Below are 26331 nucleotides of genomic sequence, written 5' to 3'. Positions count from 1 at the left end.
CTTATTCAGGTATTTCATCTATGAAAATCAAACCGAATTTATCCTTGCCTTTCAGGGTTTTCTGCTGCCCGTTTTTGTCAAACCAGGTGATGGTGTAGTCCACCTCTTCCGTGTTGTTTGGTAGCGTCACTTCAAATTGTTTTCCGGTCAGGTTGTCTGTAGGCCTGATGGTCTGACGCATCTGTTTTCTCTGTCCGAAAAACGAGTAGTCGATCTGTATAGAAACCGCCCTGATGCCCTTGTCGCCCAGTGATTTCAGGTTACCGTCCAGTATAATAGACCTGTGCTGAAAAGGTGTGTACAGGTTGATCATCGCGGCTGCACTTTTGTTCCAGTCGGTTTCCAGTGTGCCGCCTCCCTGGAACTGCCAGATGGTTTTGTAATTATAGTTCAGCCACTCCACACGGTTGGTGTCGGCCTTGAAGCCGTAGATGAGCGGGGCGGTATTTTTCAGTGCCTTGAATGATTCACGGTTCAGGATGAAATTCTGTAAGGTATTCTGCCCGTTCTGATGGTCTTTGTTCAGGACGATGGAAACGCTGTTGATCATTTTGGCGAATTCCTTTTCCAGTTCTCCGTCCACCCCCACATACACTTCCCTTTGTCTGAAAGCATCGTCGTCAATATTGCGGGTGGCGAAAAGTTTGCTGTCGGAGCCGTATTGCTGATAAAGATCGCCGATGTTGAAGACAATGAAATGATTGAGGTTTTTCTCGGTCCGACCCTTGAAATTCAGTTTGCTTTTGCCTTCAGAATGCATTTCCTTGAGCTGGAAGCCCACATTGGCTCCGAACCCGGTCAGGCTGCGGCTGCCCAGGATCCCGCCGGGACCGAACATCCCGGTGATGGCCTGCAGCATACTGCCCTGCTGACCTTCTGGGACGGTTTCAGGTCTTACGGGACTGAACATCAGGTTCAGCAGTTTATCATAAACCACCTGGATCAGGCCTTCCATCTGGGCGTTTGAGCCGTTTGATTTCAGTTTGACGGCCCCGTTTTTAATCAGCTTGTCAAACCCGAGTTTCAGGTCTGCCGAGATGAAGTATACGGATGCTCCGGCTTCAAAGGCTTTGGAATCCCGCACCTCCGACCAGTCGATTTCAATTTCGGCGTCATAGTTTTCAGATAAACCTGAAAACCCCAGTTCAAAAACCAGCGAGACATCCGGCGTTGACATCTTGAAGTTTTCCATCAGCAGGTTGGCATCTGCGGGTTTCAGGTCGAAAGTCAGGGCAATCCTGCTGCCCTCCAGCACCGGGGCCTCGCCGGTCGATAGTATTTTCTTTTCGGTTTTGGTGGTGTCTTTCGTCAGTACAGAAGAGATGAGTGTCCAGCGGCCTTTGGAAAAAACGATAGGCCCTCTGACTTTAATGGCTTCATTTTTAAAACGTTCTCTCAAAACCTTCTGGGCATTGGTCACCAGTTTTTCCGGGGTTTCGTATTGTACCAGGAAATTGAGTATCCCGCCGCCGGTAGCATCGGTGATGGCACTCGTGCCGCCGCCGGTAGAGGCCTTGGTGGCCACATACCGCATGAACGAGAACTGCGGGGTATTGCTTTCATTGACCGAAAGCCTGGCTGAGCTCGACAGGTACATGTAAGTGGTGGTGTCCTGGTAAAGCGGGAAGCACCAGAGTCCGTCTACCTGCACGCCCCTGTCAATCAGGACCTGCTGACCGCAGGCTGCCCTGATCACCAGCAGGAGAACGATGATGATGATATTTTTCATGGTATGTTTCAGATAGTCAACCTTGCTTTGCCCTTACTCTGTAACAGGAGGGATAAGCAGCAGGTAGTTGTCGGTGATTTCCTTAAGTTCGCTGTCGGACGCCTTTCCTTTGTTGTCGTACCAGGTGATCTGATAAGCTACAGGCTGGTTTACATCATGGAAAAGCGTTACTTTCGAGGTATTGGAGGTGTCTCCGGCCCTGAGGGTAATCGTTTTCTGTATCTGGGGCTTGCCGCCTACAATGGCCAGGAATCTTACGGTTGCTGTCAGTATTTTCGCCTCCTTGAATCCTGTTCTGTCGGCGTCCACCTCTACAAGTCTTCTGCTGAAAGGTGGAATCAGCGAAATGGCTGAGGCTTTGGAGCTTTTCCACTGGTTTTCGCCGGATGGCTCCTTGATGCTCAGGTTATTGCCTTTGAGACTCCAGCTGATGCGGTATTCGTAGTTGAGCCAGTCGGAAGTGGAAGTACCCAGTCTCGGGTATTTGATCAGCTGGATGTCATTTCCTTTTTCAAGGTCACCTCTTTTGAAGATCAGGTCGGCTGTGGCGTCATTCTGGCTGCCGCCATATTTTTTCCTGAAGCTGACAGTTACGAAATTGAAGATGTCCTTGAATGATTCGGCAAAATCGCCATCCACCTGGAAGTGCACGTCTCTTCTCTGGAAATCAGCATCATCCAGGTTCACGGTTCTGAAATAAGTCGTATCTGCCCCGAAGTTCTTGTAAATGCCGCTCAGGTTTCCGGAAGTATAAAATGGTACCCTGATGACTGCAGTTTTGCTCAGGTTAAGATAGAATTTATTGGTGCGGATATCGGTGCGTTTTTTCAAGACAAACTGGTTGTCTGAGAAATAGGGGGTGTCCTGTGCTCCGCCGAAAACCTCTGAGAAAAAGCCTCTTTCCTGGCGGCCCAGGATCTGGTTGACTTCCACAGCCGCTTCTCGCGGCGGCTCTTTCGACCAGCCGTTCTGGGTGTCAAACATCAGCTCGATCAGCTTGTCTGTTACCGCATCCAGGATGCCCTGCAGGTTTTTAGTGTCCACACCCGATCCGCCACCACCGTCAAAGATGTCGATTTTGAGCGATTGGTCCCTTCTGAGGTCATCGGTGATTTTTCTCAGCTGATCGCGGGTATAGCCGCTCTGTATATTGGAGAGTTTGCTGTAATGTTCATAAATGACCGATGATTCGGCAGTGACTGTAGCATTGTAGGCCTTGGTGGTGGCTTCGTAATAGCCGTTTAAAGATACAGACACATCCGAAGTCGGTTGTTTCAGCGACTCAAAAAGCAAAGTGGCTCCTTCCTGGCTTAACCGGGCAGATACCGCCGCCTTCGATCCCGGCAAAAGCGGGGCGTGTCCGGAGGCAATGATGTTCCTGGTAAAAGCATCCTTACCCGTCGTGTTGGTCAGGATTGAAGAAATGATCTGGAACCCTCCTGGAGTATTTTCGCCTTCTTTCAGCGTTTGCTGCAACGGCACGGGGCCGGCAATGGTCGCATTTTTGTTGGCGGTCTTTTCCTGCAATTCTTTCTGCAGGGTTTCCACAAACTCCGACGGCATCGAGAACTCGATCAGGGCATGGAAAATCCCCCCGTTGGTTTCTGCACCACCCTGTCCGACGTATTTCATGCAAAGCAACTCATAAAGCCCTTTTTCGTTGCGTGAAAGCCTCGGGTATTGCGGCAGATAGTAATAGTTGTTCGGATTTTCATATTCCTGCAGAAACAGTACACCCTTCACCATCACCTGTCCTTCATTGTATTTGACGGTGGCCTGGCTCCAAAGGGCTGAGAGGAGCAGTACGGAAATCAGTAATAATTGTCTTGTTTTCATGGCTATATCGATTGTTATTATTCGTTCGTGATCGTTTTGGTTGTGGTATTCAGTTCGCGGTGCCAGGCGGTTTCAGCTACCCAGTCCAATTTTTTCTCTTCTCCGGCTTCCGATATTTCGATGATCCTGTACCGGAAAGGTTTGTCAAGCCTGACGGCATACTTGAACTTAGCGGCAGAGGCATACAAATCAGGTTGCCGTTTTTTGAAGATCACCTGGGTGGTCACAGTACCGCCTCCGGCTCCTTCGGCTGCTATTTCCACTATTTTCTCATACAGGTCGTTCCTGATCTCATTGTTGAAGTCGAAATCATAAACATTCAGCAGGGCGTATCCTGGAGGAACGGCGTCATTCAGATCGATCTGGCTTACCAGTGTTTTGTACATCAGGGTGTCCGTTTCGATCTCAAAGGCATTGGCTTTTACCAGGCATTCTTTGATTACATTGGCACTGGTGTCAGGTTTCGGGATAATCTCTGAAAGCATTTTGCGGTATTTTCTCGGTCCGCTGACCGAACTGACCGGATCTGCATCGGCTTTTCCTTTGCTGAAAAATGCGTAGCTCAGACTCAGTATCAGTCTGCCGCTTTTCAGGGACTGGTTAAACAAGTCTGCGGTCTGGTTGTCGGGGTAAATGGTGAATGTCCTTTCACGCCAGTATGAACTCGAAGTGCTCAGGCTGCTTTCTCCGCCGGTCTCCCAGTTGCCTTTTCCCAGACGGGTGGCCAGGGTGTCGTTTACCGCCACATAATGTACAATGGCTTCGAGACGGCTGACAGGCACGGGTCTCAGGGTAAAACCCGGGTTGATTTTTCTCAGGCTTTTTTTCAAAGCAGCCAGGGTATCCTGCGATATGGCTTTCAGGGCCACATCCATCTGCATGATGTTTCTGAAACGCTTTGAGTTCATATCTCCGAAAGTGCCGTTGCCGGTATACCGCATCATGATAAACCTGAAAGCGGGCTGACCATCCTTGTTTTTCATCAGTTCCAGATCTTCGGGAAGGAAATAATACACCTGTTTTTGTTTCATATCCGGGCAGATCACCACACCGTGCAGCAAAGCCCGCTGAGAGAAATCAGGCTGTGCACTTAGCTTGAGACTCAGTAGTGCTATGAGCATCAATATGTTGATCCCGGTTTTCATGGATTGACGATCAGCTGTGGAAACATTTCTTTCAATTGTGAATTCCCGATGAAGACATTCAGCGAGTTGCGTTTTACCCAGTCGCTGTTGTATTCCTTGCCGTCGCTGGTGACCAGGTGGAGGCTGAATTCAAAGTCAGGTTGCTCGCCCTGCGGCACATATATTTTACCTGAATTGTACGACTGCTTGTCTTTGTCGGCGGGTATTTCGGGCATGGTTTGTACCTGTGTTCCTTCTGCGGTGGCTTGTTTTGTCCTGACAGTGATGCCCGCAAAAACGATCTTGTTGGCTTCAAAGATTTCCAGGAGGTTGAATTTGATGGTTTGTGACTGGGCCTGTGTGGTCGAGTGGATCACCTTTTTCAGGATATCCTCATGACATGGCACACAGCTCATGATTTCGTATTCGATCCAGTAGCGGGTGTTGGGTTCATTGTCCAGCCAGGCCGGAAGTTTGCTGTGGTCAAATTTGACCTGCGACTTAGCCGGAATTTCGACATCGCTCAGCTGCCAGGTGTAAACGGCCGCCTGGTTCTTGGTCTCATCAACCCAAAGCACATGCAGGTTGCGTAGTTTGACCGGGTATGGAGAGATATTCTGCCAGTTCTGGTTTCTCCAGCCGGTTTTCAGTGTAAACCTCCCGATGGTCCTTTCGTCTGCCAGCCTGATCCTAACGGGCACATCCTGGTCAGGCAATACGCCGCTTTGCGGTTTGATTTTCAGGTTTCCGATGATGCCCACGTTGGCTTTCAGTGAATTGCTGATGTCGGTGGCATTGGCCTGGTCGGTTCTCCACGATACGTCGATCTGCTCGTCCAGGTTCGGGGCACTGATGCTCTGGTTGCTGATGTTGTATTGTTTCAGGTCGGTGTCAAAACTCACCTGCAGGCTGCCTTCCGGTTTGACCGGGGCCAGGGAGGTGAATTTGTAGCCGAATTGTGGATTTTTCTTGATATACAACCTGATCAGGGCAGAAACCAGCGATTTCTCTTTGGTGTTGACGCCATGCGTCAGTTTTCCGGACATTCTCACCGTCTGGTCGGCTGAAGCCTCACCCGAAGTGCCGTAGTCTATCACAAACTGGTGTCCCTGGTCTTTGTCATAATCAATATAGTAGGCCGACGGCAGGTAGTAAAAATAACCGGAGGCTTTGTTCTTATCAGGATAAACGTCGAGCCGGATGTTGGTGATTTCGAACGGATATTCAAATTCATAGTCGGTTACCAGGCTCTCAAACAAAGGGATGGCCTGATCACCGGGGCCTTGCGGGCTAGGATCCGGTGGCGGGGGAGGTGTGGCGGGTCTTGTGCCTGCCACACCCGGGCGGACTAATACAGCGGTAGCTAAAATTTGTGGGGAAGTAACGTACGTAACACGGGCGTCTCTGCGGATGGGTGTGGCTACTTTCACGGGTGTTGTGGGTACGGGTTGTTTTTCAATATTCAGTCGCTGGCGGTCTACTTTGTCCAGGTAAAGTTTGTCGGTTTTAATATCAGGCTGCACCAGCAGGGCATTTTTGTTGATTTTGTCATAAATCCTGATGTTGGGCATAATAACATCTGCCGGTTTTACGGTGGTTTTGGTCAGGGTGGCCGCACTACCCAGGGGCAAAAGAGAAACATTGGTCACCAGGTTGGCATCACTCACCGGGATTTTGAATTTCTTCTGGGTACCGTAAGTGAATTTATAGCCCTGGTCCGAATCCTGCTTCATAGAAGCCACCAGGACGAGTTTGGGAATCATAATGTCCTGGTTTTCAGGATATGCTTTCCGGTCTATCGTAAAGCTGAGGTCGATGGTGCCTTTATCCTGCGGAAATTTGACCCTGGCCACCTGGAAACCCTGCATGGGTGATTTGCCGGCATCTACAAGCTTGGCAATAAGGAAGCCGTTGGCAAAGCCTTCGTAGCCGACACGGACATTAAATTTCATTTCTTCATCAGCCGTTACCTGTACGGTGTTCAGGTTGCCTTTGAATTCGCCCCTGGTGAGTAAAAGACTGACCAGCAGGTCTCCGGCAGATTCGCGGCTGAGTTCAGGCATCAGGATTTTATCCTGCAGACCACTGTAATTAGGGGTCTGTGCGGTGGCTTGGTTCAGGATGCTTGCTCCTGTCACCAGGAGAAGGAGTAAATGTTTCAGAGTTTTCATGTGAGTCTGCTATAATTATTTCAGACACAAAATAATAGTATATAAAATCGCTATACTAGAGTGCAAACACCCAATTATCAGGCTGGTAGATTCACTGCATAAAACCCATAAATGACTTTCGAGGGAGGGTTAAAAGAACATGGGGAACCAGGGGTTTCTACGTGGTCAGTTGGCACTCAAAGTAGGTTTTGTAAAGAAATTAAGTAAACCTGTTTTTTTGTAATCTACTTATAATTAGTCTTTTAGTTGTTTTGTATTACAGGCTGAGTCTGTTGGAAACAGTAGGGTTAAATAACCCCGGAGAAGGGCAGGTTTCAAAAGCTTACTCAGTATTCATGGGTTTTAAAATGTGGCTGAGAATGGTAAGTATAAAATAAGCCTGATAAAAAAATACGGGCCGTTGGTTCCCTGATGAGCTGTGTTTTTCATCCTGCTGCAAAACAGAAGACCTGCTGAAGCGAAACCCGTAAGCTACTTCCTGTCTCCAAAAATGATTAAAATGGGCCGTTTATATCACTTATTAAAAGAATTTAAAAATATTCCGTCCCTTGTTAGCATTGCTGTGATTTATCCGTATTTTTGAGGCCTAAATTTCAACTTATTATATATGAAAAAAATACAATTGGTGGTTTTATTGGGAGTTATTTCCCTTTCATCTTTCGGACAGAAAAAAGGTAAATTTACTTCTATCTTTAACGGTAAGGATTTTACGGGATGGCATGCCTACAATAAAGCAGGACAGCCTGTCTCTGACAAATGGAAAGTAGAAGACGGAGCTATGGTGCTGACTGCCAGAGGTGGTGGAGACCTGGTAACCGACAAAGAATATGAAAGTTTTGAACTGGAACTGGACTGGAAAATTGCTGAAAAAGGCAACAGTGGTGTGATGTGGGGTGTTGTGGAAGATAAAAAATATGGTGCTCCTTACTCTACAGGTCCTGAAATGCAGGTGTTGGACGACGAGCGTCACCCGGATGCTAAAGCTGGTAAAGACGGAAACCATAAGTCTGGTTCGCTGTATGATATGATTCCTCCTGCGAGTTTTACTGCTGTAAAGCCAGCCGGACAGTGGAACACCGCCAAGATGTCAATCGACCGTAAGAAAAACAAAGGTACTTTCTGGTTGAACGGTGTTAAAACGGTTGAGTTTGACCTGACGGGACCGGGATGGGATGCTTTGGTAGCGAACAGCAAATTCAAAACATGGGATGGTTTCGCTAAATTCCCTAAAGGTAAAATCGCCCTTCAGGACCACGGCGATGTAGTATCTTACAAAAATATTAAGATTAAAGAGTTGAAATAATTCCTGATATTCTCTGAAAAAGCCCGCATCGCAGATGCGGGCTTTTTTTGTGCTGAAAACGTATGGAATAATACTCATATTTATAGAAATAATTGATTATATTTGTATAATAATGAATAATATATTATTTGTTATGTGTAAATAATGAATATAAATGATAATATATTAGCTTTTAATTTATTGCTGGACGATAATAACCCCCAAAAGATTATCAAGAGTCTGGCAGAGCGTGTTAAACGGAATCGCCTTGAACTTAACCTGACCCAACAGGCTATGGCAAAAAAGGCTGGTATGAGTTTTCCAAGCTACAGGAGGTTTGAAGCAACCGGAGAAATTTCATTTAAAAGCCTTGTCAAAATTGCAGTGGTACTTAATGCCACCGAGGAATTCGGAAATTTGTTTACGAGGAAGCAATACAGGAATATTGATGAGGTAATAGCAGGAAATCAATCTTTGACAAAAAAAAGAGGACGAAAAAATGTATAATATTAAAGTAGTAGAAGTAAGACTTTCAAATGTAACTGTTGGGAGAATTGCCCTCACTGCTGACAGACATTGCGTATTTGAATATGATCCTGACTACCTGAAAACAGGCATTTCAATAGCTCCGTTTTATTTGCCTCTGAGAGCTGAGTTGTTTACCGCAAGGTCAACACCCTTTGATAGAAATTTTGGTGTTTTTAGCGATAGTCTGCCTGATGGATGGGGAAGTCTGTTACTTGACAGATATTTGCAGGAAAATGGTATTGATCCTTATAAATTATCTACTCTGGATCGCTTATCTATCATCGGGACATCCGGCAGGGGAGCTTTGGAGTACTTCCCTGATCATAGCACTGCGATTGAAGAAAGTAATGTCTCATTAAATAAACTTGCTCAGGAAGCCGAAAGAATTCTCAATTCAGATTACTCAGCTTCTTCAATTGATATGCTGTACAGATATGGTGGATCTTCGGGTGGTGCCAGACCGAAAGTATTTGTAAAGATAGATGGAGAGGAGTGGTTGGTGAAATTTAAAGCAGCCATAGACCCTGATAATGTTGGTGAGGTTGAGTACCAATACTCTTTACTGGCAGGAAAATGTGGAATTGAAATGCCGGAAACAAAATTGTTCGAGGGGAAGTACTTCGGAGTCAGGCGTTTTGACAGGACGAACGGGAATAAAATCCATACGATCAGTGCAGCCGGGCTATTGAACGCGGACTATCGGATTCCGAGCCTTGATTATTCGATGCTCCTTAATGCTTGCTTCCAGTTGACACTCAATATGGAGGAAGTGTATAATCTTTACCGGGTGATGGTCTTTAATATACTCATCAAAAACCGGGATGATCATGCAAAAAACTTTTCCTTTATCCTGAAGGACGGAACATGGAGGTTATCTCCTGCATATGACCTTTTACCTGGAGGTGGTTTTAACGGCTACCATACTACTACCTTGAACGGGAAGGGCGAACCAGGAAAAAAAGATATCTTCGATGTGGCTGATAGTGTCGGGCTGCAGAAGAAAAAGTATCAGGAGATTTATGATGAAATCTCGGATCATGTGAGCAACAGTGGATTTAAATAAGTTTTTCAGATTCTAAATATAGCACATTCATAAATCTGGATAAAATCCCTCTCCCCACCAACCATTTCCCTCTTTTTCAGATCATTATCAATGATAAGCCTGCTTACTCACGGAGTCAGTTTCCGCTTATGATTCAGAACCCGTAGAAATTTTTTTACAAAACCTGTAGCGTTTTGATCATGGTTTACGACTTATCAAAAATTAAACATGATAAATACTATGAAACTTCAAGTCAGATTATTGTTTTTAGCTCTTTTGGGCACTCTTGTGATGGTGGCGTGTAACCGCAACAATAACGTTGCTCCTGAAAAAGAAGATGGGTTTCAGTTACAGACGAACAGCGAAGAATACAAGAAACTGGTCAATGCTAGAACGGAGTACAAAGGAACACCGTTTGAGATCAAAAGCGTGGTAAGGGACGGAGACATTCTTAAAATCAGTGTGGAAGGCGGATGTCTGGAGTCTGATTACAAAATTGTCTGGGACGGTATCCTGATGGAATCTTATCCTGAACAGGCGAGGCTGGTAGTATATCACGAGCAAACGCAAAATGTACAGTGTCTCGTCATCGGTAAATTCACACTGGAAGTAGACATGAAAAAACTTTTCGGCAGAACGGGCGTCATCGTCCACGTAGCCAACGGTTCACAGGTAAAAGATGTGACCATCAATCCGGACGGATCAGTTACAGATAAACCTTAATTCATATTCTATCTGCTGCTGGTCCCGGTCTCTGGCCGGGATCAGCAGTTTTACTCCTTTACATGTGGAATGGTTGTCTGATTGTACTTCTGAAGAAAAAGGCTGGATAGAAGGCTGCGGCAAACGCCATGCATCCTCTCAGGAAAGTTTATTCAAACATTTTTTTGGTTTTGCCATGGGTATTTGCCTGCGATATCTGCACGAGAGGCCGCTGTCACAGGAAGCCGTCAATGACTCTTTCCTGAAGGTATTTGACCAGTTGCCCCGTGAATTACACCAGATCAAAGCCTTCAGACCCTGGCTCAGAAAGCTGGTCATTCATACCGCCATTGATTATTTCAGAAAAGAAAAAAAGCATTTCTTCCTGACCGATGCCGCTGCGGAAGAAGCTGTACACCAGGACACATTTTTTGACCGTGAATCTGTAGAGGAAATCATGCGGTTGCTCAACAACCTGCCCCCGCTCTGGAAAGTGGTCTTCAATTTGTATGAAGTGGAAGGCTACAGCCACGACGAGATTGCCCTGATGATGAAAATTCCTGCCTCTTCTTCCCGCACTTACCTGACCCGTGCCAAACAACAACTGAGAATTCTGATCACCGCTCAAAACCGTACAATGCAATAACATGGAGCCGATTAACAAACATATGACCGACAGGCTGAGAGATTATGCCACCTCGTATGAAGAGGAGGCCTGGGAGGACTTTGAGAAATTCAGAGCAAAGAAGAAAAGACGTCCGGTAATGCTTTTCTGGAGAATAGCGGCGGGTTTGCTGATTTTCGGAGGTTTGGGATGGGGGCTGATGCAGATTTCAGGTAGTGAACTGACGGACAATAAAGCAACATCGGATATACAAAGCAATAAACCTGGAAAACCTGAGATAGAAAAACAAGAAACAAAGGAGAATGACTATCTGGCAGAAACAGAAAAACAGGCCGAAATAATAGAAGAAAGTCAGAAAGCCCTCTTGAAAGATAAAAAGGCAGGGCCGGAAAGAAGTAATTCATCGGCAGAAAAGCCGGAGATTAATGTTGTAGATCAAGCTGAACGGTCATCTTTCGTTCCCGGATCAGTCCTTGCTACGGTTTATCAACCTGAAAAGATCGGCACCAGGCCTTATGAATATCTGCTGGTGAGGGCCAGAACACCCTGGATGTCGCCTTTTATTGCTCAGGATGATCGTGAAGAAACGCCTTCGATATCAAAACCATTGAAACTCAGTGTGGCCCTGGCCAGCCAGGCCCACCAGGCCCAGGACGATAATCCGCAACAGAACTTTGGGCTGAGGGGAACCACCGAGATCGCCCTTGGTAATAAAACTGAACTCAGCACAGGTTTGTATTTCGGAAGGGAATCGCTGAACCTGAACTCTGCCAGGAATGAGCACAGCCTGGCTCCGGGCTTGCCTTATCTGACGCAAGTCAATTACCGCTGGCTGAACCTGGAAGTACCGCTCAACATCAGGCGGCAAATACTGAGCACCCGCTCTTTCAACCTCAGCACGCAGGCAGGGGTGTCTGTGATGGGGGCTTTGGGCCAGAACTCTCAGCTGTTTTATGAAAACCACAGAACCATCACCACGGTTTCGACGGGAGAAAACGGACAGGTGCAGGAATCTACGACGACCGTGATCGACAGGGAAGTGAAAAAAAATGAAGCCAATGCCGGCAGGTTTAATCTCGGGGCTGCTTTGAATTTCTCTTTGGGCATACATTATCCGCTGGGTAAAAACCAGGTATCGCTGGAGCCGTTCTTTAAATATCCTGTCGGATCGTTTACGGCGGATAAACTGCACTTCAGCAGCTATGGTGTCCAACTCCGCTGGACAGGCCTGCTTTCACGTAAAAAAGAGGCCTCTCTGAAACCGTCAGGGAAACCTGTCCGGTAAAGGTATCGATCTTAATGTCTTTGATCTGTTTTCAGTTCACCAGGAAAGTGACGATACGGCACGCATTGCCTGTGCTTTTTTCATTCTTCTTGTCGGATATTTTCAGGTGCAGTGTATGCTTTCCTTTTTTCAGGTTACCTTCCAGCATCAGGAACCACGGCAGATGCAGCTGGTTGCTCCATTGGGTATATAAATCCAGTTCTTTAAACCTCCCTTTATCTATCGCATAAGAAATCACCCCTGCATCCGCTCCCGAAACAATGTTGATCCCGATGGCTGTTCCTTCAAAATCTAAACTCAGGCTTGCTCCCGGTGTTTCAGCCGTCAACACCGGTACATGCACAAACCCAGGACGGGTAGAGAGTTTGTCCGTTGGTGTCCAGTCCTGGTTCAGGGTCCATTTTGCATCTGGTTTGGCATTCTGAATACCTACATGCCTGCCGTTTTCAAAGTTATTTTTCTGCAATGCCTCTGGCATTACTAATGGCTTTGCGACAGGGTTTTCAAAAGCAACCGTCAGTAATTCTTTGATAGCAGCAAAATAGAGCTCCTGCCCGAACACAGAAGGGTGCAGGTCTTTAAAGTCAAACTCCCAGCTGAATTCCTTGTTTTGTATCTTGTCATAAACCGTTTTGGCAAGGTTAATGGAAGGCAGTCCGTATAAACCGGCGATTTTTTCATGGTTGCTGATTTCTGCAGGAATCCGGCCCTCCGAAAAATCTTTGTTCTTGTCCGGATCTGCAAAAGACATGAAGACGATGTCCATCGCCGGATTGCTGTTTTTGGCATGGCGGACAATTCCTTCGAGGCTCAGTAGCTGTGTCAGGCTGTCGGTGCTGTTGGCCCGGTCATTAACGGCGGCTTCTACAAAAAGCAGGTCGACCTTGCCTTTATCCAGTACATCTTTTTGTAACCTGAATGCGTGAGGCAGGCTCCCCAACGAAGGAATTCCGGCGGCAATCAGATTGAATTTGGTATCAGGATACCTCTCTCTGAGGTAATTGCCCACTTTGTCTCTCCAGCCTTTGTTATGGGTAATCGAACCTCCCAGGAAGGCTACGGTCAGAGTTTTCCTTTCTTTGATGAGGTTCAGGCTGTTATCCAGTCCGTTTCTTAACGTAAACCAGGTCGAATAGTCCTGTATTTTCTGTACCGGAACGGAAACACTCATGATGAAATCCACCCAAAGTTGAATGGCTTCAATAGGGTAGTGGTGACCCGCCAGGGTTTGTGTACCGCGGGTCATCGGATAGATCATCACCGGGCCGCCCAAGGCCGCGTAACGCTCCGCAAAAATATTTGAATTCTCTTCAGCAGGAACATACTCGTCTTTCAGTCCTACGGCATGAATCACAGGAACCTTGTATGAAGCCAGTCCTTCCAGGTTATCAACCGGGTTGTCTTTATAGGCCATGGCCTCAGCCTCGGTCATTCCGTAGACTTCGAGCAGTTGTTGCCATGATTTGGGATCGCCCTTGCCTTTCAGCTTACCTCCCGGCCAGCTTTTGAAATCGCAGACAGGCCCCTCGCCATAAATACAGTTGACCTTATCAGGATTGCGTTTGGCCCAGCCGAACACGTACAAACCACCCCTGCTCACACCTTCCAGCGTCATTTTCCGGGCCAGGCCAACTGAATCTGTAAGGTAATTATACCACTGGTCCCACACCTGCATGGCATACGGACTGCCATACTGATCGTCGATGCTCACATAGGCCACATGAAACCCTTTGGTGAGCAACAGGCTGTCCATTTCTGTGTGCCAGTCAGGAAAAGACCCTCTCCATATCCAGGGATTACCCTCAATGGCCTTAGCCGGCTTGACATAATAGGCCGTATGTTTACCAAGTTTGAAATTGACCCTCTCAAAACCTTTCCACCGGTCATTTTTGGTGGGGATAATCTGGGCATGGCCCGAAATAAAGATAAAAGACAGCAAAAGAGCAGAGAAGATCGTTTTCGGCATTTGAATAAATTTGGTACTACAAGTTTACAAAAGAATAATTTTATTCAACCGGTATTCCCTGAAATTAAGCTTTCTTTATCAGCCTTCCATTATCGCTTTCACATTTATCAGGTTCTGATGCTGTGTTTTGGTGATAAATTTCCTCCCGATCACATAAGAAGGGAGATTGAACGGAAATTTGGCATAAGAATAGAAATTAAAAGTTACCTGTGACTGGTTTTCTCCCAAGGACTTCACGGTGTTCACAGCCTGGCAGACGCCCTCAATCGGTTTGAAGAACCTCAGTTCCATTTCTATGCTGTCGTCGGTAATGAGTTTAATCTCCTGTTCTCCTTCCCCCACATTTTTATCTTCGCTTTTCCACTTCTGAACCGCCCCGACAGTACCGTCTGTTCCGGTAATCACAGGGTTAAGATTCGGGTCCGCTTTCAGCCACTCGCTGTATTTTTCCTGGTTTTTGAGGATTCTTATGTAGTCGAAAATCTTTTCTTTGGGCTGGTTGATGGTTTCAGATACCGTCACGGTGTAACGTTTAGGTGTCAGCAGGGCGGCAATCAGCAGAAGTACAACAATAGCGGCAATGACAATCAGGATAGTAACTAAGATGTTCATATATGTTTTGTTTTTAGGTTTGTACAAAACTATGAATTATTCACCTGGCCTGAAGGGTGTCAGAGCGACAAATTAGAGGCGGTTTGCGACTTTATTTATGCTAAACGCATCTTTACATCTTTTTCCAGGTACTTTTTGTGCTTTTCATAGGAGAAAAGTGAGGGGTTTGGAAAAAGGGTAGTTGGGTCAAAAGGCATAAGTTCTTCATGATTCATGACCTTTTTTACGAAATCCGGATTGGCCAGGGCTGCTTTTCCAATGGCCAGAAAGTCGGCCTGGCAGGTGTCAAGCAGGTGTTGAGCCAGAGTCAGCTCGTCCAGTTTGCCGTTCGCCACGACAGGCACCTTCAGCAATTCTTTGGCAATGCCGCTGAGCGAACTGCCGTCCGGATACCTGGTTTCCTCCCGCCAGCCCTGGTGTTCTGCCGCCACATGCAGATAGTTTATGGGCATTTTGCTGATTTCGACCAGTATGGCCCTCGCCGTTTCACTTCCGCCCTCCCAGCGGTATTTGAGGTGATTGACCTTGCCTTCTGAAATCCTCAAGCCGACGATGAAATTTTCTGAGACTTGCTCTCTCAGTCTTTCAGTGATCTCCGTGATAATTCTCAGTCTGTTGGGAACACTCCCTCCGTATTCATCTGCACGCAGGTTAAGATACGGCGTGATGAACTGGTCCAGCAGATAACCATTGGCGGCATGCAGTTCAACGCCGTCGAACCCTGCCTTTTCGGCATTAAGGGCTGCATTCACAAAACCCCCGATAACCGTTTCGATGTCTTTTTTGTTCATTGCTTCCGGAATGGGGAATGGCCCAGACCCGCCTCCGTAATGCGGAAGTTTCTGACCCAAAGGGTTGATTACCGACGGGGCTTTGGTTTGTGCTAATGCCTGTGAAATAGAACCTGCGTGCATCAGCTGGGCGATCATCAGGGTACCGTAACCTGTGACTTTTTCGGTAATGGATTTCCAGCCGCTGACCTGTTCCGCATTGACGAGTCCGGGCTGATTGGGGTAAGATTTAGAGAATGCATCATCTGTATATATGCCTTCTGTGATGATCGTACCGAAGCCTCCGGCTGCGAATGCCACGTAGTAATCTTCCATTTCCTGTGAGGGGATGCCCTCCTGGTCTGCACTCACGCGGGTCATCGGAGCTACCATGAAACGGTTGGCGGCAGTCTTGCTTTTAAGCTTTGTTTTATCAAAAAATGTCTTCATTGTTTTGTGCTTTGTTAATGTTCGGTACAAAACTACCCGGCTGTTTTCTGATAAATCTTTAACTGGTTTAAGAGTTTTCTGATTTTTGCCGCTTAAGCATCTGGCTGAAATACTCCGGCGTTACTCCCAGGAAACTCGCGATGATCTTTTGTGAAAGGCGGTTATGAAGCGAAGGGTATTTGCGGTGAAACTCATGGTATTTCTTTTCTGCGTTGTGTGAAAGGTTCTGAACGATCCTGTCCTGCAAAGAGATACCTGCATTCTCATTTAATATCCTGAAAAACCGCTCAAAAGAAGGCAGGGTCAGGAACAGTTTTTCCAGAGCGGGTTTGGAAATTTGTAAGAGCACCGCATCTTCAAGGGCCTGGATTTCCATATTACTGCCTTTTTCGGTCTTGAAGCTCTTGAAATCACTTACCCACCAGTCTTCATGAGGGAAATACAAAGTATGCATCCGGCCTGAGTCGTCCACGATCGAAGTCTGAAACAGGCCTTCTACCACATAGCTTTCATATCGGCACACCTGTAGTGGCTGGATCAGGTACTCTTTTTTACGGACATGTTTCACCGTGAAAAAAGCGGCCAGGTGTTCAAAATCCTCATCATTGACCACGATGGTTTTCTGAAGATGTTTCCTGAATTTCCGGAAATACTCTTCCGTATTTTCCGGCTGGCTGTTTTTAGGCATGATGCTGATTTTAATTAGAACAAAAATAGAGAGTCTGAAACGGATTTTTATCATGGTGTATGGAAAAGAGTTCTGATACCTCCGGAGTGATATAAGCCGGAAAGACTTCACTTTTCAGAAGAGAGGATCTGCGTTAAGCCATTCAAAACCGTACACGTACCTGTTCGGAAATGGACAAATATCTTAAAGGGAAGTTTTGTAACTGATTGTTTATGAGTATATTGTATTGTTGGCATCAGAATTGAGTAGTATTGAAGAAAAGCACCTTAATGTATTTATCATTATGATTAAGAATTACTTTAAAATCGCCTGGAGGAATCTCCTTAAAAACAAAGTCTACAGCTTTATCAATATTGCCGGACTCGCTACAGGCATGGCGGTGGCCATGATGATCGGTTTGTGGGTCTGGGATGAATTATCTTTTAATAAATCCTTTAAAAACTACGACGACATTGCCCAGATGAGGCTTTTTGCGATTGAACCGTCGACAGGAGAGAAGCTGGGTTCTGAATCTATGCCCGTGCCAATGGGGCCAACCCTCCGGAAAGATTACGGTCAGTACTTTAAACATGTACTGATGTCGAACTGGCAGGGCGATTACACCGTCAAATACAATAACAGCAATTTCCAGAAAAGCGGTTTGTTTATTGAGCCGGGGGTGATCGATATGCTTTCCCTCAAAATGATAAAAGGAAGCAATGAAAGCCTCAAAGACATCCATTCCGTCATCTTATCCGAAACCGGAGCCAAAGCCATTTTTGGAGACAAGGACCCAATCAACCAGGTGATGAAAATCGATAACCGCATTGATGTGACGGTAACCGGCGTTTATGAAGATCTGCAGAAAAATTCTACCTGGAGTAAGCTCGATTTCTTTGCTCCGTGGGAGCTGTTTGTGGTTTCCAACGATTGGGTAAAAATGAACCGAGATATCTGGGATAACACCTCCCACAATACCTTTGTGCAGCTGGCACCGAATGTGTCCATAGAGACGGCCGATGCGGCGATAAACCAGTTGTATGTCAAAAACACACCCCGCGATTTCAGTGCCCTGGTGGTTAAATATAAACCTGAGATGTGGCTTTACCCTATGCACCAGTGGCACTTGTATTCCGAGTTTAAAGACGGGAAACCATCCGGCGGGCGTATCACTTTTGTCTGGTTGTTTGGTATCGTCGGTGTATTTGTGTTGTTGCTGGCCTGCATCAATTTTATGAACCTCAGTACAGCAAGAAGTGAGAAAAGGGCCAAGGAAGTCGGTGTCCGCAAAGCCATCGGCTCTATGAAAAGCCAGCTGGTTTACCAGTTTATGAGCGAATCCTTCCTCGTGGTTTTCCTTTCTTTTGTGTTTTCTATGGCCCTGGTGTTTTCTTTACTGGGATTGTTCAACGAACTGGCGGCCAAAGAAATTGAAATACCTTACAGCAACCCTTATTTCTGGAGCTCTATAGGCATATTTGTGATCCTGACCAGCTTCCTGGCAGGTCTTTACCCGGCTTTTTACCTGTCGTCGTTTCAGCCTGTCAAGGTACTGAAGGGCACCATCAGGCTGGGAAGATTCGCCTCGCTGCCCCGCAAAGCCCTCGTGGTGGTGCAGTTTACCGTGTCAGTAGTCCTGATCATCGGAACCATGGTGGTTTACCGGCAGATTCAGCACACCCGTAACCGCCCGGTAGGATATGACAGGGACGGGCTGATCACCGTCAGCATGAATGACCCCAATTACAGGGGTAAACACGAGCTGATCAAGCAGGAACTCATCAATACCGGTATGGTTCAAAATGTGGCCCAGTCCAGCAGTCCGTTTACCGCGGTATGGAGCAATACCGGCGGATATACCTGGAAAGGCAAAGATCCTGAGTCTGAGGCTTCTTTTGCGGTCGATGATGTCTCCTATGAATACGGAAAAACATCCGGTTGGAAACTGATTGCCGGCCGTGACTTCTCCAAAGACTTTGCCTCAGATTCACTGGGGGTGATCATCAATGAGACGGCGGCTAAATACATGGCCCTGAAGAACCCCATCGGAGAATACATCAAACTCGGCGAGGGCTCATGGCAGATCATTGGAGTGGTGAAAGACCTGCTCAAAGACTCGCCGTATGACCCGGTTAAAAAGACTTTTTTCTTTCTCGATAAAAATTACACTTCATCAAGTCAGATGCACATCAGGATCAGTCCGCAGGTCAGTGCCAGCGAGGCGATGCCGAAAATTGAGGCCGTGCTGAAACAACTGGTCCCGACGGCGTCCTTTAATTACAAATTTGTGGACCAGGAATACGGCCACAAGTTTGCCCAGGAAGAACGCATTGGCAAGCTGGCTACTGTGTTTGCTGTGCTGGCTATCCTTATTTCTTGCCTCGGCTTGTTCGGACTGGTTTCTTTTGTCGCCGAGCAACGCACCAAGGAAATCGGTATCCGCAAGATACTCGGAGCCACTGTTGCCAATCTATGGCAGATGCTGTCAAAAGATTTTGTGGTCCTGGTGCTGATCTCCTGCTTCATTGCCGGGCCGATTGCCTGGTATTTCATGAACCAGTGGCTGCAGAAATACAATTACCACACCGAAATCTCCTGGTGGATATTCGCCTCTTCAGGTGCCGGTGCCCTCATCATCACCCTGCTGACCGTCAGTTTCCAGGCCATCAAAGCCGCCCTGATGGACCCGGTGAAGAGTTTAAGATCGGAGTAAGATTTTACGTCATTATTCTGACTCAGTAGATACGCACGGCCGTGCATATCCACTGAGTCAGAATAACCATATAATCAGGCGGTGCAGGCCCTTTCGAAACTAAGTCTCAGGCCGGCAGGCCCTTCCGGGACTAAGTCTCAGGCCGGCAGGCCCTTCCGGGACAAAGTCTCAGGCCGGGCAGGCCCTTCCGGGACAAAGTCTCAGGCCGGGCAGGCCCTTCCGAAACAGAGTCTCAGGCTGGGCAGGCCCTTCCGGGACAAAGTCTCAGGCCGGGCAAGCATCCAATATTTCACCCCTCCGGGGTTTGTTTCTCTGATGACTTCGATTTGCTACAGATATACCGCCCCTGCGGGCTTTCGTGATTCGGACATTTCTCTATTCTATCACATCCGGTTCGGGTAAAGCACATGTCGGGCATTCAATCACTCTATCATTCAATATTCCATCATTTCTTCACCGCTCTATAAACCAGCACCCCAACGCTCACCAGGAAAATAGCAGAATAAATCAATTTGTTGTGTCTGGCCAGCCAGTTGGGCAGGTAAATGTCAAAGTTGTCCCTGGTAGAGTCTGAATATTTCCGGGCCAGGACCGTCAGCGGACATTGCAGGTTAAAACAAAGCAATACGGCTACTTCCATAATTACGAGCCTGATACTTTGATATAGTTCTTACTATTGGTTGATTATTAAGTTTTTTAAGTAATTGAAAGACTGGGTTATAGATAATTAAATTTAGTTTTTAAACGTAGTGTTGCAGTAAGGATGTGATATCTGACCATTTTCAATATTTCCTAACCCTCCGTCTTCTTTTCTATCTATATGATCTATTGTTATAGAGTTACGATGAATATAACCACCACATATTTTACATCTAGGAGCGTTCAGTAAAGCTTCTTTAATATAAATCGCAGATTTTCTATCAGATGAAAACTTATTAGATGATATATCATTTTGGTCATTATTAGAAGTTAAGTAGTTAAACTTTGATAATTTCATTATTTCTAATAATACATTATTTTGTTCTGTACCATTGTTTAAATGATCTACTATCTCCAAATAAAAATCTTTTATATATATATAACTGGCAATCGCACTTCTATATTTTCTACTTATTTGTTGGACAAGATGATCCGTTTGTAATATAATATCTTCAAAAGGAGGTCTTACTTTTATGAAATCTTTAAATTTATTTTTCTCTCCAAGTTCTTTGATAAAAGCTAATGTGGCATAAAATGAAGCTACTTTGTATCTACCGTCCTGAGAGTAAAAATAAACTACAGGATGTAATCCCAGAGAAGAGGGCTGATTACTATTGATTCTCCAAGCAATTTTCCGAGCTTGTTTAAGTATTATTACTGTTGAGTCTCCAGTTAAGTCGTCTTCAAGGCTTTCTTTAAAGTCAACAGGAATATTATTTACGATATTTATAAATTCTAATATTAGTGGTAAAGTTTGTGCAGAATAATTTTTGCCACCAATAGGAATGTCTAGAGTTTTAATAGGGGTCTCAAGTTTTGGAGCAAAGAGAACATTATTTATTTCTCTTGCCATCTCTTGAATTATAGTTTGGTTTTCTTTTGAAAAACTTGACCAATATTTATGGCCTTTTCCACTTCTTATTATTGCTCTTGCTGCAATACAATTTGGTTTTTTTCGAGATTCGAGAAGGATCAACTCGGTTTTATCAATAGGTGCGGCTTGTTGGTTAATTTTAAAAAATGAGTTTTCTGCTTTACTTGCACCCCCATCTACCCACTGAAGCTGAATGGCTAACGCACCCAAATTTTTAGCCTTTTTTTGTATTTCAAATGAAACTTTATCAGGATTAGTTAAAGCAAGTTTGAAATCCGCGTAGGAGCCTATTCTTTTTCTGACAATTTTTCTTGTTTCTTCTGCTATTTCAATTTGCTCGTCAGGGATAATACCGTCGTAAAATTGTTTCGAAATAAAGCCATCTCCATAATCATCATTTATCCAAGCAGCCAAAGAACTTAATCTATGGGAACCATCGATAACAAATAAGTAACCACCTGTACTTCTCCATAATATTATGGCTGGTATCAAATCTCCATCTAAAAAGCTCTCCATAAAATCGGCAATTTTTTTACTATCCCACTCATTAGTTTCTCTTTGAAAGTCTGGTTTTCTAACGTTCGAAAAAAAGAAAGAGTCTGATTTGATATCTTCTATAGAAAGTGTTTCTTTTTTTTTCCCTGGAATCACATTCTCTTCAACTTCAAAGTCTTCGCGTGGTATGATTGCATCTAAATTAACTTTTGCCATGAATATTAAACTTTAATACTATCTAAAATGAGCTATATTTTACTAAAGGTATCAAATTTAGGTAAAATTCGTATAAACAGCATTTAGTTTTCGTATATTTTATATATTTACTGAGATTCTAATTTATAGCCTCATTTTTTTAATGTGTTTGAAATAAGACATGTACAAAATTAAATTCTCTCCCTACATCGGTGTTAATTATAATGCCCAAAATCCTAAAATTTTAATTGTTGGAGAATCTCATTACAGAGGAGAAGGAGATGAAAACGGCAATGCCTTTACTACTTATGTAGTTAATCGTTTTGCTAAACGAAACAAAGGAGAAAAAAGGAAATTCTTTACAATAATAGCTAAAATATTGGGAGAGAGGGTAAATGAATGGCTTGATACAGATTCTGCTATAGAAATATGGGATAGACTGGCTTTTTATAATTATGTTCAGGAATTTGCTGGTGATAAAGCACGAAAAAGGCCTACTGATGAAATGTTTAATGAATCGGCAGAAGCACTAGAAGAGGTATTTCAAGATCTAAAACCTGATATTGTTGTATTCCTAGGCAAGAAACTTTCATATCACATACAGCAAAATCATGTGTCTAAAAATGGGGTCATTTTTTGTTATTGGACGCATCCTTCTACTCCAAAATATTTCAGATACTCTGAGTCAATAGATTCTTTAAATGAAGCAAAAGATAAGTTTAAATTAAACGCCGGTATTCTATGAAAAAGACAGTTTTTATACTATTGCTTTTTTTACCCTTAATTCATCTCTTCGGGCAAAGTAAAGAAGCTCTTAAAGGAGAAATAGACATATTAAGAGAAGAAAACCGGAAACTGAAATCAAGGTTAGATTCATATATGCTGAAAGATGGTAATTATGAGAGCCAACTGAGACTGAAAGATATGGAAATTCAAAAACTCATTACGAAAAACCAGTCTGATTTAGCGGCATTACAAGAATTAACACAGAATTGTAAGAAGTATGTGGGGTACTCTCAAAGTTTGGAAAGTCAAATTCTCGATCTGAGGAAGTTGCTTTTGGCGAATAAGATTTCATTACCCAGTAATAATGAAAATCTCGGACTTGAGTACTTTAATAGTAACTACGAAGAAAAGAAAACAGTAATACCCAATACTGATCATAACAGAACTTATTCTAATTCTCTTAACGGTACTAGCAATGGAGGCTCTAACTATAAAGAAACTTCCGGTTCTGCGAAATCATCATATTCTCCCAGAGTCCCGGCCAGTAGCCGCACTTATATCAGAGGACCAAAAGGCGGGTGTTATTATTTAAGCAGTGGAGGAAATAAAGAGTATGTTGACAGAAGCCTTTGTCAATAAATTAGAACTAAGGACTTTTATTTTCTCATCCTCGATGTAAAGGTCGACATCTTGGGCCACACTTTTTTTTTAATTCAATTTATATGAGAATTTAAAATAGAAGTTTCTCACAGCCATTCACACAAACAAACAGGTAACACCTCACCCCTTAAGATCGGAGATATTATTTTGACCAGGAGCCGGATGTTTTTTGGTTTACGAAAACAATGAGACACTCCCAGGTATTCTGCCTTGAGTTTGTCAAGCCCGGAATCACTGTAAATAATGAGGGGTAATTTTTATATTGTTCAACGGCCCTGAGCATTCTGATACAGTCCAGCCCGTTATTATAAGGTATGTCCAGGTTGATAAATATGATATCAGGAGTGCTTTGAATAAGAGCATTGGGTATAGTTAAAGCTTCATCTATGAATGTAAACGGGTAATAATCTATGTCACCTTTAACTTCCTGCACGGCCATTCCGAAGGCGACGCGGTTTTCCAGATTGTCATCAATGACAACCATTGAATTAATTTCCATGTGATTTGAATTTATAAGTTGGTAAATACTACCAAGGCCTTATAAATATACCATGTAAAATATTTTTTAGGTTTAAAGTAGGCCTCAAAATACATAATTGTAATTAAGACTAATACCAATATAGGTAAGTATTCCTGGTTTTATCTGGCATGTTGGTCAGCGAACCAGGCTTCGCTCCATCCTCTTCAACATCCCCGGAATAGCCCGGTAATACCCTCTCGATAAGCCCACTCCGTAACATAACTGAGGAATGGAAACCGGTCCGGTTTGATGGTCTAAGTACCATCTGATGCGGTCTTTGATGTCGTAGGGGATGGATTCGAAACGTTTTTCCCTGATGATGACCTCGTCGCCGGTGTGAATATGACCGCTGTTGAGGAAGGTGCCGAAGTAGCCTCTTTTATGCAGCAGGTTTTTGACGCTCCCGAAGCTTTTCATTTTGATGCAGGGTTCGCAGTGATAAGTGAGCCGGATGTCTACGTCACCGATGCTGATGACCGTGCCCGATTCCAGGCTGTGGAGGTCGTGGCCTTCGATGAGGATGTTTTCGCGGAGGTTGCCGGGTTGAAGATTGAATTCAGTCAGGGTGGAGGTGGGTAGCAGCAATATCTGTCGTTGAGGTAAGCAAGGAACAGTATCTGCCACACCGTCAGGAGATACGTTCATTTCAGACACCTCTTTTAAAGGCATTCCCTTGGCGGTTTTGAGCATTAAGGTTTTCACTACGATCATACAGCACGGCTCTTTTTAATGCAATTTATTCATTTTAGAAATAAAGGCACATCATTTACTTTACGATCTTCTTAATGTCCCCTTAATGCCCTTAATCCTTAATGGTAAAGCATGTTTTCAATCCTTTATCCCATCCACCCATTTCCTGGTAATCGGTACCACCAACAGCCCCGTTGGAATGCCCAGACAGCAGGCTATGGCGAAATCTTTGATCCAGGCTTTCATAAATCCTTCAAACCAACCGGAATGGATGAGCATCATGCCCGTGGTCATTACGGCTGTCATGATGAGTGAAACGAGGATGTTGGAGATAAAGCCGGCCTGCTTTTTAGTTATTTTCATGGGGTGAATGTGATTTGATGTTGAAAAAAAAATAGACAAAATTTTCCATCAGTTCAGGCAACGAAACCTTCTTTCAATGGATTATGCTATCAAACAGATCAGTATGAAAAAAATGTTCCCTCTTATTATCGCCCTCATAGTACTGGCTTGTACATCTTCTCAAAAAGAACAATCAAAAACCTATGCAGCCGGTTTTCAAACTTTCCGCATCCGTGATGTCTCTAGGTTTTATAAACCAGGTACGGATACCGCAGATGTCCTTTATTACAGACCCGTAGACATAGATGTGTGGTATCCGGCACAGGCTGGTGCTGATTCTGCTCTTTTGTTTCGTGACCTGTTGGGATTGCTGGAACAGAGAGCTAACTATTACACAGATTCATTTGCCGGAAACGGCCTGACAAAACAGGTGGCCGGGATATTCTGTGATATTTTTAAATGTTCTGATACGACCAGGTTGCTCAACTTTAAAACCGGGAGTATTAAAAATGCCTCTCCCGTTAAAGGTAAATTTCCATTGGTGGTTTACATGGCTTCTTACAACGGCATGGGCTATGAAAACTTCACTTTGCTGGAAGAACTGGCTCAGAAGGGATTTGTGGTGATTTCCGTCAACTCCATCGGGCGTTTTCCCGGCGACATGACCATGAAAAGGGAAGACATGATGGAACAGGTTTACGACGCCATCACTGCCCTGGATTTTCTGAAACAAAACCTCAACATTGACTTTTTAAAAATAGGAATACTCGGTTACAGTTGGGGAGGGCTTTCCGGGGCCGTTCTGGCTGATAAGATACCCGGTGTCAGATGCCTTGTTTCTTTTGAAGGTTCTGAGTTTCATCATTATGGTCAGTCCAAAGAAGAAGATGCTGATTTTGATGGGATCAGATACCACGCAGACTTTAAAAAGATGAAAATATCTGTTCCGTACCTGCGACTGGAAAGTGCCCCGGCAAGCAAGCAGACTCAATATGATTCGGTGTACAATTTCGCAGAAAAAGTATCCGGCAATAAACAGATCATCAAAATAGATTCTGCACAGCACCATGATTTCGGATGTATTCCACAGACCGTTCTCGAATCGGGACATTGCCCCGGCACTCAGCATTATCCAAAGATATCAAAACTGGCGGTTGACTTTCTGACGAAGCATTTGAAGGACTAAATCACTCTACCTTCCTGTGATTATCCGCCATTTCAATCACGCTTTTGAGCAGACCGATAAGACCCATGCCGAACGTAAAAGCTCCCATGGATACTTCCTGGATGGTATCATTCTTCGAAATGAAATAACCGAACAGTCCGAATATAATGAAACCCAGCGTCTGGAAAAAGACAAGATAGATAAAATACATCGAATACTTCGGGCTCTCAAATATGATCCTGGAAATCTTATTCTGGGTTTTCCGGGTATCCTGCAGAGACGAAAAACCAATCGCCAAGCCCAGGAAAATCAGGGCCTTGTTGTATTCCGCCCAGAAGTTATGCATCTTGTTAAACATCGGCATAAACATATAATAACACGTAACCAGCATCAGCGGGTACTGGATATAACTGATGTACTGGAAGATCTTGCGGGTATCTTCCACTAATGACTTTCCTGCCAT

General features: G+C 44.7%; 24 protein-coding genes. 10 read left to right on the top strand and 14 right to left on the bottom strand.

Features of this window, described 5'->3' with window-relative positions:
- Window position 1: 1 nt before the first annotated feature.
- Genes GVN16_RS03840 through GVN16_RS03825 form a run of 4 tightly spaced genes read right to left on the bottom strand, consistent with a single transcriptional unit; the run spans window position 2 to window position 6860 of the window.
- Window positions 2–1729, bottom strand: a complete 1728-nt coding sequence (locus GVN16_RS03840; RefSeq protein WP_166562506.1) for a hypothetical protein — start codon at window positions 1727–1729, stop codon at window positions 2–4.
- A gap of 33 nt (window positions 1730–1762) precedes the next feature.
- The gene (locus GVN16_RS03835) at window positions 1763–3565 is read right to left on the bottom strand and encodes a hypothetical protein (RefSeq protein WP_166562505.1); all 1803 of its coding nucleotides are present in this window, start codon (window positions 3563–3565) and stop codon (window positions 1763–1765) included.
- 17 nt (window positions 3566–3582) lie between these two features.
- Window positions 3583–4686 carry a hypothetical protein gene (locus GVN16_RS03830; protein WP_166562504.1) on the bottom strand — a complete coding sequence of 368 codons (1104 nt, stop codon included), beginning with the start codon at window positions 4684–4686 and terminating at the stop codon, window positions 3583–3585.
- Between the two features lie 20 nt (window positions 4687–4706).
- Complete coding sequence (locus GVN16_RS03825; RefSeq protein ID WP_166562503.1) at window positions 4707–6860, bottom strand: hypothetical protein; 2154 nt, start codon at window positions 6858–6860, stop codon at window positions 4707–4709.
- A 607-nt stretch (window positions 6861–7467) separates the two neighbouring features.
- On the opposite strand from GVN16_RS03825, the gene GVN16_RS03820 reads away from it, so the two are divergent.
- From GVN16_RS03820 to GVN16_RS03795, 6 genes are all read left to right on the top strand, one after another.
- Window positions 7468–8163 (top strand): DUF1080 domain-containing protein, encoded by a 696-nt coding sequence (locus GVN16_RS03820; protein ID WP_166562502.1) that lies wholly within the window; start codon window positions 7468–7470, stop codon window positions 8161–8163.
- Window positions 8164–8307: 144 nt separating this feature from the next.
- Window positions 8308–8649: a helix-turn-helix domain-containing protein gene (locus GVN16_RS03815; RefSeq protein WP_166562501.1), complete on the top strand. Its 342-nt coding sequence runs from the start codon at window positions 8308–8310 to the stop codon at window positions 8647–8649.
- Window positions 8642–9733 carry a type II toxin-antitoxin system HipA family toxin gene (locus GVN16_RS03810; RefSeq protein ID WP_166562500.1) on the top strand — a complete coding sequence of 364 codons (1092 nt, stop codon included), beginning with the start codon at window positions 8642–8644 and terminating at the stop codon, window positions 9731–9733. Before GVN16_RS03815 ends, GVN16_RS03810 begins: the two co-directional genes overlap by 8 nt.
- Window positions 9734–9952: 219 nt before the next feature.
- Window positions 9953–10435, top strand: a complete 483-nt coding sequence (locus tag GVN16_RS03805; RefSeq protein ID WP_166562499.1) for a hypothetical protein — start codon at window positions 9953–9955, stop codon at window positions 10433–10435.
- A 64-nt stretch (window positions 10436–10499) separates the two neighbouring features.
- Window positions 10500–11060, top strand: a complete 561-nt coding sequence (locus tag GVN16_RS03800; protein ID WP_310587411.1) for an RNA polymerase sigma factor — start codon at window positions 10500–10502, stop codon at window positions 11058–11060.
- Window position 11061: 1 nt separating this feature from the next.
- Window positions 11062–12324 carry a hypothetical protein gene (locus GVN16_RS03795; RefSeq protein ID WP_166562498.1) on the top strand — a complete coding sequence of 421 codons (1263 nt, stop codon included), beginning with the start codon at window positions 11062–11064 and terminating at the stop codon, window positions 12322–12324.
- 31 nt (window positions 12325–12355) lie between these two features.
- On the opposite strand, the gene GVN16_RS03790 is transcribed toward GVN16_RS03795, so the two are convergent.
- The 4 genes from GVN16_RS03790 to GVN16_RS03775 all read right to left on the bottom strand — a co-directional run bounded on the left by GVN16_RS03790 (window position 12356) and on the right by GVN16_RS03775 (window position 16810).
- A complete protein-coding gene (locus GVN16_RS03790; RefSeq protein ID WP_166562497.1) occupies window positions 12356–14290 on the bottom strand; it encodes an SGNH/GDSL hydrolase family protein in 1935 nt (644 codons plus the stop codon).
- A gap of 78 nt (window positions 14291–14368) precedes the next feature.
- A complete protein-coding gene (locus GVN16_RS03785) occupies window positions 14369–14902 on the bottom strand; it encodes an SRPBCC family protein (protein WP_166562496.1) in 534 nt (177 codons plus the stop codon).
- Window positions 14903–14997: 95 nt separating this feature from the next.
- Complete coding sequence (locus tag GVN16_RS03780) at window positions 14998–16122, bottom strand: NADH:flavin oxidoreductase (protein WP_166562495.1); 1125 nt, start codon at window positions 16120–16122, stop codon at window positions 14998–15000.
- 67 nt (window positions 16123–16189) lie between these two features.
- Complete coding sequence (locus tag GVN16_RS03775) at window positions 16190–16810, bottom strand: Crp/Fnr family transcriptional regulator (RefSeq protein ID WP_166562494.1); 621 nt, start codon at window positions 16808–16810, stop codon at window positions 16190–16192.
- 283 nt (window positions 16811–17093) lie between these two features.
- On the opposite strand from GVN16_RS03775, the gene GVN16_RS03770 reads away from it, so the two are divergent.
- Complete coding sequence (locus GVN16_RS03770) at window positions 17094–19502, top strand: ABC transporter permease (RefSeq protein ID WP_166562493.1); 2409 nt, start codon at window positions 17094–17096, stop codon at window positions 19500–19502.
- A gap of 445 nt (window positions 19503–19947) precedes the next feature.
- On the opposite strand, the gene GVN16_RS03765 is transcribed toward GVN16_RS03770, so the two are convergent.
- Window positions 19948–20142, bottom strand: a complete 195-nt coding sequence (locus GVN16_RS03765) for a hypothetical protein (protein ID WP_166562492.1) — start codon at window positions 20140–20142, stop codon at window positions 19948–19950.
- Between the two features lie 93 nt (window positions 20143–20235).
- Complete coding sequence (locus GVN16_RS03760) at window positions 20236–21786, bottom strand: DUF262 domain-containing protein (protein ID WP_166562491.1); 1551 nt, start codon at window positions 21784–21786, stop codon at window positions 20236–20238.
- A 160-nt stretch (window positions 21787–21946) separates the two neighbouring features.
- On the opposite strand from GVN16_RS03760, the gene GVN16_RS03755 reads away from it, so the two are divergent.
- Together GVN16_RS03755 and GVN16_RS03750 are read left to right on the top strand one after the other, a co-directional pair.
- Window positions 21947–22510, top strand: a complete 564-nt coding sequence (locus tag GVN16_RS03755) for a uracil-DNA glycosylase family protein (RefSeq protein WP_166562490.1) — start codon at window positions 21947–21949, stop codon at window positions 22508–22510.
- Complete coding sequence (locus tag GVN16_RS03750; RefSeq protein ID WP_166562489.1) at window positions 22507–23130, top strand: hypothetical protein; 624 nt, start codon at window positions 22507–22509, stop codon at window positions 23128–23130. Before GVN16_RS03755 ends, GVN16_RS03750 begins: the two co-directional genes overlap by 4 nt.
- Window positions 23131–23293: 163 nt before the next feature.
- Here the strand turns inward: GVN16_RS03750 and GVN16_RS03745 are convergent, their stop codons facing one another.
- From GVN16_RS03745 to GVN16_RS03735, 3 genes are all read right to left on the bottom strand, one after another.
- Complete coding sequence (locus tag GVN16_RS03745) at window positions 23294–23650, bottom strand: hypothetical protein (RefSeq protein ID WP_166562488.1); 357 nt, start codon at window positions 23648–23650, stop codon at window positions 23294–23296.
- Between the two features lie 156 nt (window positions 23651–23806).
- On the bottom strand, window positions 23807–24382 hold the full coding sequence (locus GVN16_RS03740; protein ID WP_166562487.1) for an MOSC domain-containing protein: 576 nt from the start codon (window positions 24380–24382) through the stop codon (window positions 23807–23809).
- Between the two features lie 117 nt (window positions 24383–24499).
- Window positions 24500–24724 carry a DUF2798 domain-containing protein gene (locus GVN16_RS03735; protein WP_166562486.1) on the bottom strand — a complete coding sequence of 75 codons (225 nt, stop codon included), beginning with the start codon at window positions 24722–24724 and terminating at the stop codon, window positions 24500–24502.
- 103 nt (window positions 24725–24827) lie between these two features.
- Here GVN16_RS03735 and GVN16_RS03730 point away from each other — a divergent pair, with 103 nt between their 5' ends.
- Complete coding sequence (locus GVN16_RS03730; protein ID WP_166562485.1) at window positions 24828–25889, top strand: CocE/NonD family hydrolase; 1062 nt, start codon at window positions 24828–24830, stop codon at window positions 25887–25889.
- A gap of 1 nt (window position 25890) precedes the next feature.
- On the opposite strand, the gene GVN16_RS03725 is transcribed toward GVN16_RS03730, so the two are convergent.
- The gene (locus GVN16_RS03725) at window positions 25891–26331 is read right to left on the bottom strand and encodes a hypothetical protein (RefSeq protein WP_166562484.1); all 441 of its coding nucleotides are present in this window, start codon (window positions 26329–26331) and stop codon (window positions 25891–25893) included.

Origin of the sequence: Emticicia sp. CRIBPO, assembly GCF_009905725.1 — a bacterium.
Taxonomy (GTDB): domain Bacteria; phylum Bacteroidota; class Bacteroidia; order Cytophagales; family Spirosomataceae; genus Leadbetterella.
The sequence above is the reverse complement of the archived record's forward strand: the minus strand, read 5'-3'. Positions and strand labels throughout refer to the sequence as shown.